This window comes from Mycobacterium sp., from assembly GCF_032161845.1.
GTDB lineage: Bacteria > Actinomycetota > Actinomycetes > Mycobacteriales > Mycobacteriaceae > Mycobacterium.
Genome location: NZ_JAVRQA010000212.1, coordinates 1 through 7,871 on the forward strand (window position 1 = coordinate 1; position 7,871 = coordinate 7,871).

Genomic DNA, 7,871 nt, shown 5'->3' on the forward strand with positions numbered 1-7,871 from the left:
TGGTGGGCATTCATTCCGGTGCGCCGTTCGTCTGGGACGCGTGGACGGTCGGGGTGCAGTGGTGGCGCCGCTTCGGACAAGAGCGCCCACTGCACGGCACTGCCCACGATGCACTGATGGCGATCCCGTTGATAGGTAGGTACTTCCGCGCGATGGGGGTGCTGCCCGCGGCGCCGGACTCGATCGCGACCGCCCTGGCCGAGGGCAGGGACGTCGCTCTGTGGCCGGGCGGCGAGGTCGACTCGCTGCGGCCGTGGCGGGAGCGTGACGAAGCGAATCTGGCTGGGCGCACGGGGTTCGTGAAGATGGCGATTCGGGCCGGCGTGCCGATCGTGCCGATCGCGACGGTCGGCGGCGCCGACGCAATGCCGGTCCTGATGAGGGGCGATCGATTGTCCAAGGCGCTGAAACTGGACAAGATCCTACGGCTGAAGGTGTTCCCGTTGGCGATCTCGCTGCCGTGGGGTATCGCGCCGGCGGCGCTGCCACAACTTCCGCTGCCCGCCAAGATCAGGACTCGCTTCATGCCTGCGGTGGAAGTCGACGCCGATCCCGCGCGTGCCGACGACGACCGCTACGTCGATCAGAAATATCGGGAGGTGCAGAACAGCATCCAACGCGGGATGGACGCCCTGGCTCGCAAGCGCGCGCTTCCGCTCTTCGGCTGAATGAGCTCTTCGGCTGACTAAGTACCGAGGTCAACCAATACCGGCGCGTGATCGCTGGGCGCCGGGGTGCCCTTCTTGCCCGGCTTGCGTTCGTCGCGGGCGATCTCGGCGTGGGTGACACGGGACGCCAGACCGGGTGAGCCGAGGATGAAGTCGATGCGCATGCCTTGGCGCTTTGGGAACCTCAGCTGGGTGTAGTCCCAGTAGGTGTAGGTCCCAGGGCCCGGCGTGAAGGGCCGCACCACGTCGACGTAACCCGCGTCCTGGATCGCGGTGAACGCCGCCCGCTCGGGGGCGGTGACGTGGGTGCTGCCCTGGAAGGCCAGGACGTCCCAGACGTCGTCGTCGGTCGGGGCGATGTTCCAGTCCCCGACGAGCGCGATTGGCGACGCGGGATCGTCGGTCAGCCAGCTCGAAGCGGTATTCCTCAGTGCGGCAAGCCATTCCAGTTTGTATGCGTAGTGCGGGTCTTCGACCGTGCGGCCGTTGGGGACGTACAGGCTCCAGACCCGCACTCCGCCGCACGTCGCTCCGATTGCCCTGGCCTCTGCGACGTCGCTCCAGGCGGGCTGCGCGTCGAAGCCGAGCTGGACGTCGTCGAGGCCGACCCGCGAGGCGATCGCCACGCCGTTCCACTGGTTGAACCCGACGTGTGCGACGTCGTAGCCGAGGGCCGCGAACGGCATGGTCGGAAACTGCGCGTCGGTGCACTTGGTCTCCTGCATCGCCAGCACGTCGACGTCGGCGCGTTCCAGCCAGTCGGTCACCCGGTCGATGCGGGAGCGGATCGAGTTCACGTTCCAGGTGGCCAGTCGCACGCGGTCACCTTAGCGACACGTAGCGAGACCGGTGGTGCTCGCTGAACCCCATCGACTCGTAGAGCTTCGTCGCCGCGACGTTGTCGCTGAGGACCTGCACGTAGGCGCGGGTGGCCCCCCGTTCGACGGCCCAAGCCAGCAGTGCGTCGCACAGTGACCGCGCCACGCCGCGGCGGCGGGCGTCCTCGACGACGTGGACCGACGACAGCCCGGCCCAGTGGGTGCCGTCCGGTGCGACGGTGACGGCACCCCGACCGACCGCGGCGCCCGCGACGCGCCCGAACACCACCTCGCCATCGACGACGGCGGTCAGCACGTCGACGGGCACCTTGCGCGGGTGCAGGCTCAACCACTCGTCATCGGGTTCCACCGTCAACGTCACCGAAGGTGCGACCGTCTCCGCGGTCAATCGCCTTGTCATGACGATGTTCTCGCCGTCGGTCGGCTGGCCGGGCGGCACGTGGGCGAGCCGATCCGGTACGGCCAACAGCGGCGGCACTCCGCGCGCGGCATACCAGTCGGTGATCTCGCCCACGTGCTCGCCGGGCGTGGGAAGCAACGGCACTGCCGAGTTCGCCCGCCGAGTGACGCCATGGCCGAACCGCAGGAGCCAGCCGCCGAGCCAGAGTTGTTCAACCCCGGGCCACGCGAGCGCCGCGGCGTGCTCGAGGTTGCGGATGTCGCGGTTGCGGACCGGTGCAGCCGACAGCGGTCTGAGCGACACGACGTCGGCCACCGCGATGGTGACGACGTCACCAGCCTTGGTCTTGACCCGCAGCGTGGGGCCCACCTCGAGCAGATGGCCCACCACGTCGCTCATGGGTGGCACCGAACCCGCAGGTAGGCGGTATCGCAGGCTGACCCTGGTGCCGACCGCGGGCAACTCGGGCACATTCGTCATTCCCGTGTCGCTCCGCTCCTGCCCGCCGGACCTAGTGCCCGAACGGATCGGGGTCCTCGCCGGGAGTCCAGCTGAGCCCCGGCACCCCCCAGTCGTTGGCCTTCACGGTGCGCTTCGCCGCGCGGGCGTGCCTACCGATCAGCTTGTCGATGTAGAGGAAGCCGTCGAGGTGACCGGTCTCGTGCTGGAGCATCCGAGCAAACAGTCCGTTGCCCTCCAAGGTGATGGGCGTGCCGTCGGCGTCGAGCCCGGTGACGCGGGCCCAGCTGGCGCGGCCGGTCGGAAACGATTCGCCGGGAACCGACAGACAACCCTCGTCGTCGTTGTCGGGGTCGGGCATCGTCTCGGGCACCTCGGAGGTCTCGAGTACCGGATTGACGATCGCGCCGCGACGACGGGTCGCGCGGCCGCGCTCGTCGGCGCAGTCGTAGACGAACACGCGCTTGGATATCCCGATCTGGTTGGCGGCCAACCCGACACCGTTGGCGGCGTCCATCGTTTCGTACAGATCGTTGATGAGATCGGCCACGTCCGGGGGCAGCGACCCGTCGTCGCCAACGGGGATGGGACTGGTCGCGGTGTGCAGGACGGGATCTCCCACGATGCGGATTGGTACTACGGCCATGGTTCGCAAGCTTAAGTCAGCCGACTCGCGGGCAAGGCTCACGGCTCAACTCCGTCCGCCGTGGTTCAATGTTGGCCGACACCACCGGAATGTCTTGAATGCGGGGAAGGGTCCAGAGAGCAAATGGACGGCGCCATTGCGCGGACTGAAAAGTCCGGGGACGACGCGGCTCTCGCCGACGGCCTGACTCGCCGCGAACACGACATCCTTGCGTTCGAACGGCAGTGGTGGAAGTACGCGGGTTCCAAGGAAGACGCGATCAAAGAACTGTTTTCCATGTCAGCGACGCGGTACTACCAGGTCCTGAACGCGTTGGTCGACCGGCCGGAGGCGCTTGCGGCCGACCCCATGCTGGTCAAGCGGCTACGCCGGCTGCGGGCCAGCCGCCAGAAGGCGCGGGCGGCGCGCCGCCTCGGCTTCGACGTGACGTGATCGGTACCTAGGGCTTTTACGCCAGAAGACCGCGGCTCGATACAGTGAGTGCGATGAATCAACGAGACTCCTCCGGGTTGCCACTGCGCGCCATGGTCATGGTGCTGCTGTTCCTGGGTGTGGTCTTTCTGCTGGTCGGCTTCCAGGCCATCGGTGGCAGCGATGACAGCGACAGCAGCTCGTCGAGTTCCACCGCGACAACCACGACCACCGCGTCTGCGACGTCGGAAACCTCCGCACCCACGGCCGCCAAGCCCGACGTGCGGGTCTACAACCTGTCTGACGTCGCCGGTCTGGCCGATCAAACCGCCACCCGGTTGCGCGACGCGGAGTGGAACGTGACCGAGACTGGGAACCTCGCGCTCGAGGGTGTCACCGCGACGACCGTGTACTTCGGCGAGGCACCGGGGGAGAAGGAGGCCGCCGACGAGATCGGCGGTCTGCTCCAGGCGGCCGTGGAACCGAGGACACCTGCGGTCGCAGAGCAACCGCCCGGCGTGATCGTGGCCGTCACCGGTTAGGCTTTCGGGCATGCCGATCTCTGCCCCGCTTCGCCTTCTCGCCGCTGCGGCACTCGTCGTTCCGATCGCGGCCGCTTGCTCGCCGTCCGAGCCGGTCGCCACTCAGCCCGGCACCACCCCTCCGGTCTGGACCGGCTCGCCGCCGCCGTCGGCCGCCGGTGAGAAAGGCACCAGCGAAGAGCCCACGCCCGCGGCCGGCGAGACCCTCATTGCCGACCTGAAGACGGCTGACGGCACCTCGGTGGCCACCGCTGACATCGTGTTCTCCGGTGGCTACGCCACGCTCACGGTGAAGACCACTGCGCCCGGCCAGCTGGCCCCCGGCTTCCACGGACTGCACATCCACTCGGTGGGCAAGTGCGAGCCCAACTCGGTCGCACCGGCCGGAGGTGCCCCCGCGGACTTCAACTCCGCGGGCGCGCACTTCCAGGTCGGTGGCCACACCACGCACCCGGCCAGCGGCGACCTGGCCTCGCTGCAGGTCCGTGGCGACGGTTCGGCGATGTTGGTTACCACCACCGACGCGTTCACCGCGGCTGATCTGCAAGCAGGCGCGAAGACGGCCATCATCATTCACGAGAAGGCCGACAACTTCGCGAACATCCCGCCGGAGCGCTACCAGCAGGTCAATGGCACGCCGGGTCCCGATGAGGCGACGATGGCCACCGGCGACGCTGGTAAGCGGGTGGCGTGCGGTGTCATTTCCCCCGAGTGAGGCCATGTCCAGCTCGAGGCCGCAACGGATCGACTTCGCCGGCTCCGCCCGGCCGACGATCGGCGTCGAGTGGGAGTTCGCACTGGTCGACCGCGAGACGCGGGAACTGAGCAACGAAGCGGCCGCGGTCATTGCCGAGATCGGCGAAAGCCCGCACGTGCACAAGGAATTGCTGCGCAACACCGTTGAGATCGTCACCGGCATCTGTGACAACTCCGCTGACGCGATGGACGATCTGCGCGCCACGCTGGGGCCTACCCGCCGGATCGTGCGTGACCGGGGCATGGAGTTGTTCTGTGCGGGAACACATCCGTTCGCCAAGTGGTCTGCCGAGCAGCTGACCGACGCGCCGCGCTACGCCGAGCTGATCAAGCGCACCCAGTGGTGGGGCAGGCAGATGCTGATCTGGGGCGTCCACGTCCACGTCGGGGTTTCGTCGGCGCACCGGGTGATGCCGATCATCACCTCGTTGCTCAACCAGTACCCGCATCTCCTGGCGCTGTCAGCGTCATCGCCCTACTGGGACGGCGGGGACACCGGGTACGCCAGCAATCGCGCGATGATGTTTCAGCAGTTGCCGACCGCGGGTCTGCCCTTCCACTTCCAGGAGTGGTCGCAGTTCGAGCAGTTCGTTCATGACCAGAAGAAGACCGGCATCATCGATCACATGAACGAGATCCGCTGGGACATCAGGCCTTCGCCGCATCTCGGCACCATCGAGGTCCGCATTCTCGACGGCATCTCCAACATCACCGAACTCGGGGCGCTGGTGGCGCTGACGCACTGCCTGATCGTCGACTTGGACCGTCGGCTCGATGCCGGCGAGCACCTGCCGACGATGCCGCCGTGGCACGTGCAGGAGAACAAGTGGCGCGCAGCCCGATACGGCCTCGACGCGGTGATCATCCTCGACGAGAACAGCAACGAGCGACTGGTCACCGAGGATCTCGACGAGCTGCTGAACCGGCTTGAGCCGGTCGCGAAGTCGTTGGGCTGTGCCGACGAATTGGCCCAGGTGTCCGGCATCTACCACGCGGGGGCGTCCTATCAACGCCAGCGTCGAGTGGCCGAAGACAACGACGGCGATCTGCGGGCCGTGGTGGATGCGTTGATCGCCGAGCTGGTTCTGTAGGTCCGACGGCGGGTAACTGGCATAGATGACGATCAGGCCGATGTTCCCGCTGGAGTCCGTCCGACTGCCCGGCGAGGACCTGCCGCTGCGGATCTTCGAGCCGCGCTACGGTGCGCTGGTCCGCGAATGCCTGAACGGTGCGATGGAGTTCGGTGTCGTCCTGATCGCCGCAGGCCGCGAAGTCGGTGGCGGCGATGCGCGTTGCGATGTCGGCGCGATGGCGCACATCGTGAATTGTCAGGACTTCGGCGACGGCCGTTACCGCCTCGAATGTGACATGCGCGAACGGATTCGGGTGAAATCGTGGCTCGACGACGACCCCTACCCCCGGGCCGACGTCGAGCCGTGGCCGGACGAGTCGGGGCCGACCGTCACAGGTGGGGACATCGGTGTCGTCGAGGACCGGGTGATGGAGATGTTCGAGCGCATCGCGTCGGCGCGGCACGCGACGCTGCCGCCCCGGCAGGAGTTGCTCGGTGAGCCCGAGCCCGGTGACGACGCGGGAAAGCGGTTGTACGCGTTGTCATCCCGGGTGCCGATGGGCCAGGCCGACCGGTACTCGGTGCTAGAGGCGCCGTCGGCGGCGGCGCGCCTGACCGCGCTGAGGGATGCCGTCGAGACCGTCGCCGCGATGATCGAGTTTCAGCTCGACGGGGGGTAGTCCGGTAGCGGGTCGACGAATCGCCGCCCATGCGGCACGGTGTCGGGTGCTTCGGGGTAGGCATGGACGAGCGCGGACGATAGTTTCGGGACGGCGTGGGTCAGGGTGTGCTCAGCATGGTGGGCGATCCAGTGAGCTTCGTTGAGGCTGGTGCTGGGGTCGATGTCCAGTTCAGCATCGGCGTGCAGCCGATGTCCGAGCCAACGCATCTTCACGCTGCGGACGGCGGTGACGCCAGGCTCAGCGGCCAACGCTGCCTCTGCGGTGTCGACCAATTGCGGGTCGACACCGTCCATGAGGCGAAGGAACACGTCGCGGACCGCCGTGCGCAGCACCACGAGTATTGCCACTGTGATGAGCAAGCCGATGACCGGGTCAGCCAGCGGAAACCCAAGTGCCACACCACCTGCGCCGAACAGCACGGCCAGCGAGGTGAAGCCGTCGGTGCGGGCGTGTAGTCCGTCGGCGACCAGCGCTACCGAGCCGATCTGACGCCCGACGCGGATGCGGTACATCGCGACCAGCTCATTGCCGATGAACCCGATCAGCCCTGCGGCAGCCACCCAGCCGAGGTGCTGGATCGGAACGGGGTTGATCAGTCGGCGAATGGATTCGACTCCGGCGACGATGGCCGACAGGGTGATCATCGCGATGACGAAAAGTCCTGCGAGGTCTTCAGCGCGGCCAAATCCGTACGTGTAACGCCGGGTGGCAGCCTTGGTCCCAAGGGCGAACGCGATCCACAGTGGGAGCGCGGTGAGGGCGTCGGAGAAGTTGTGAATGGTGTCGGCCAGTAGCGCGACCGATCCGGAGATCATCACGATGACGATCTGTGCGATGGCCGTCGCGCCGAGAGTGAGCAGACTGATCTTCACCGCGCGGATGCCCGCGGCGCTGGACTCCAATGCACCGTCGATGCTGTCGGAGGCGTCGTGACTGTGCGGGGCGAACACCTCTCGGATTGCGGCACCGAACTTGCCGCCCCACCCGTCGTGGCTGTGCCCGTGGCCGTCATGATCATGGACCGAGGCGTGGTTGTGCCCGACGTTGGGTGTCGGTTCGGAGTCATGAGTCATGTGCGGTGTCCTTCCGACCGGGCGCGGATGGAACTGGTGGCCGTGGCTGTGGGGTGCAGGGCAGCAAGGTCGGCGGTCTCGCGGTGGTGGCCGGGGACACCCGGCCCCGCGTGTTCGGCGTTGAACACCGCGTCGGTGACAAGTTGTCCGACGTGGTCGTTGTCCAAGCTGTAGAAGATCGTGGTGCCCTCGCGACGGGTGCGAACCAACCGAGCCATCCGAAGTTTCGCCAAGTGCTGGGACACGGAGGGGGCAGGTTTGCCGATATGAGCGGCCAAGTCGTTGACCGACATCTCCCGGCTCGCAAGTGCCCACAACACCT

At 67.2% G+C, this 7,871-nt stretch carries 11 protein-coding genes; 6 read left to right on the forward strand and 5 right to left on the reverse strand.

Going from position 1 to position 7,871, the window contains the following annotated elements:
* Positions 1–668: lysophospholipid acyltransferase family protein (locus tag QOD90_RS12325; protein WP_526350019.1), on the forward strand; the 668-nt coding region annotated here is incomplete at its 5' end.
* A 17-nt stretch (positions 669–685) separates the two neighbouring features.
* Here the strand turns inward: QOD90_RS12325 and QOD90_RS12330 are convergent.
* Genes QOD90_RS12330 through QOD90_RS12340 form a run of 3 tightly spaced genes read right to left on the reverse strand, consistent with a single transcriptional unit; the run spans position 686 to position 3,012 of the window.
* Positions 686–1,486 (reverse strand): exodeoxyribonuclease III, encoded by an 801-nt coding sequence (locus QOD90_RS12330; RefSeq protein ID WP_526350021.1) that lies wholly within the window; start codon positions 1,484–1,486, stop codon positions 686–688.
* 4 nt (positions 1,487–1,490) lie between these two features.
* Positions 1,491–2,378, reverse strand: coding sequence for an N-acetylglutamate synthase, CG3035 family (locus QOD90_RS12335; protein WP_526350037.1), 888 nt, complete (start codon positions 2,376–2,378; stop codon positions 1,491–1,493).
* Between the two features lie 40 nt (positions 2,379–2,418).
* A complete protein-coding gene (locus QOD90_RS12340) occupies positions 2,419–3,012 on the reverse strand; it encodes a peptide deformylase (RefSeq protein ID WP_526350023.1) in 594 nt (197 codons plus the stop codon).
* Positions 3,013–3,135: 123 nt separating this feature from the next.
* Here QOD90_RS12340 and napA point away from each other — a divergent pair, with 123 nt between their 5' ends.
* Genes napA through QOD90_RS12365 form a run of 5 tightly spaced genes read left to right on the forward strand, consistent with a single transcriptional unit; the run spans position 3,136 to position 6,473 of the window.
* The gene (gene napA, locus QOD90_RS12345) at positions 3,136–3,444 is read left to right on the forward strand and encodes a nucleoid-associated protein NapA (protein WP_293240964.1); all 309 of its coding nucleotides are present in this window, start codon (positions 3,136–3,138) and stop codon (positions 3,442–3,444) included.
* Between the two features lie 53 nt (positions 3,445–3,497).
* A complete protein-coding gene (locus QOD90_RS12350) occupies positions 3,498–3,965 on the forward strand; it encodes a LytR C-terminal domain-containing protein (RefSeq protein WP_526350025.1) in 468 nt (155 codons plus the stop codon).
* A 10-nt stretch (positions 3,966–3,975) separates the two neighbouring features.
* The gene (sodC, locus tag QOD90_RS12355) at positions 3,976–4,680 is read left to right on the forward strand and encodes a superoxide dismutase[Cu-Zn] (protein ID WP_526350027.1); all 705 of its coding nucleotides are present in this window, start codon (positions 3,976–3,978) and stop codon (positions 4,678–4,680) included.
* A gap of 4 nt (positions 4,681–4,684) precedes the next feature.
* Positions 4,685–5,812, forward strand: coding sequence for a glutamate--cysteine ligase (locus QOD90_RS12360; protein WP_526350029.1), 1,128 nt, complete (start codon positions 4,685–4,687; stop codon positions 5,810–5,812).
* 25 nt (positions 5,813–5,837) lie between these two features.
* A complete protein-coding gene (locus QOD90_RS12365; RefSeq protein WP_526350031.1) occupies positions 5,838–6,473 on the forward strand; it encodes an LON peptidase substrate-binding domain-containing protein in 636 nt (211 codons plus the stop codon).
* Here QOD90_RS12365 and QOD90_RS12370 read toward each other — a convergent pair.
* Positions 6,455–7,549 (reverse strand): cation diffusion facilitator family transporter, encoded by a 1,095-nt coding sequence (locus QOD90_RS12370; protein ID WP_526350033.1) that lies wholly within the window; start codon positions 7,547–7,549, stop codon positions 6,455–6,457. The two genes, QOD90_RS12365 and QOD90_RS12370, sit on opposite strands and share 19 nt — an antisense overlap.
* A partial coding sequence (locus QOD90_RS12375) for an ArsR/SmtB family transcription factor (protein WP_526350035.1) occupies positions 7,546–7,871 on the reverse strand: 326 nt, incomplete at its 5' end. The genes QOD90_RS12375 and QOD90_RS12370, both read right to left, overlap by 4 nt.